Origin of the sequence: Streptomyces tateyamensis (assembly GCF_003205575.1) — a bacterium.
GTDB lineage: Bacteria > Actinomycetota > Actinomycetes > Streptomycetales > Streptomycetaceae > Kitasatospora > Kitasatospora tateyamensis.
This window is the reverse complement of record NZ_PYBW01000390.1, coordinates 1-307: the sequence shown is the minus strand read 5'-3', so window position 1 is coordinate 307 and position 307 is coordinate 1. Positions and strand designations below refer to the sequence as shown.

The window sequence follows — 307 nt, the reverse complement described above, 5'->3', positions numbered from 1 at the left end:
CGCGAGCGCCAGTGGCAGGTCACCGCCCGCCGCCCGCAGCTGCGCCTGACCGCCGCCGGGGACCAGCTGCTGCGCCGCCAGCTCGAACGCACCGTGCTGGAGCGCGAGGTGCGCGCCGTGCTGGACCACACCGACCAGGTGGCCCAGGAGGGCCCCGAGTGGCAGGCCGGGGCCGGCGTGCTCAGCGCCCTGGTCCTGCTCACTCCCGCCGAGGCCGCCGGACTGCGCGAGCGCTTCAAGGAGTTGCTCGCCCCTTACCTGGCCCGCACCGAGCAGGCCGAACAAAACGAGCGGGCCCCGTCCGCCG

Annotated in this window: 1 protein-coding gene; it reads left to right on the top strand. The window is 76.2% G+C overall.

Translation table 11 applies throughout. From position 1 onward, the window contains the following. The coding region (locus C7C46_RS35725) for a hypothetical protein (protein WP_181442696.1) at nt 1-307 on the top strand (307 nt) is incomplete at both ends.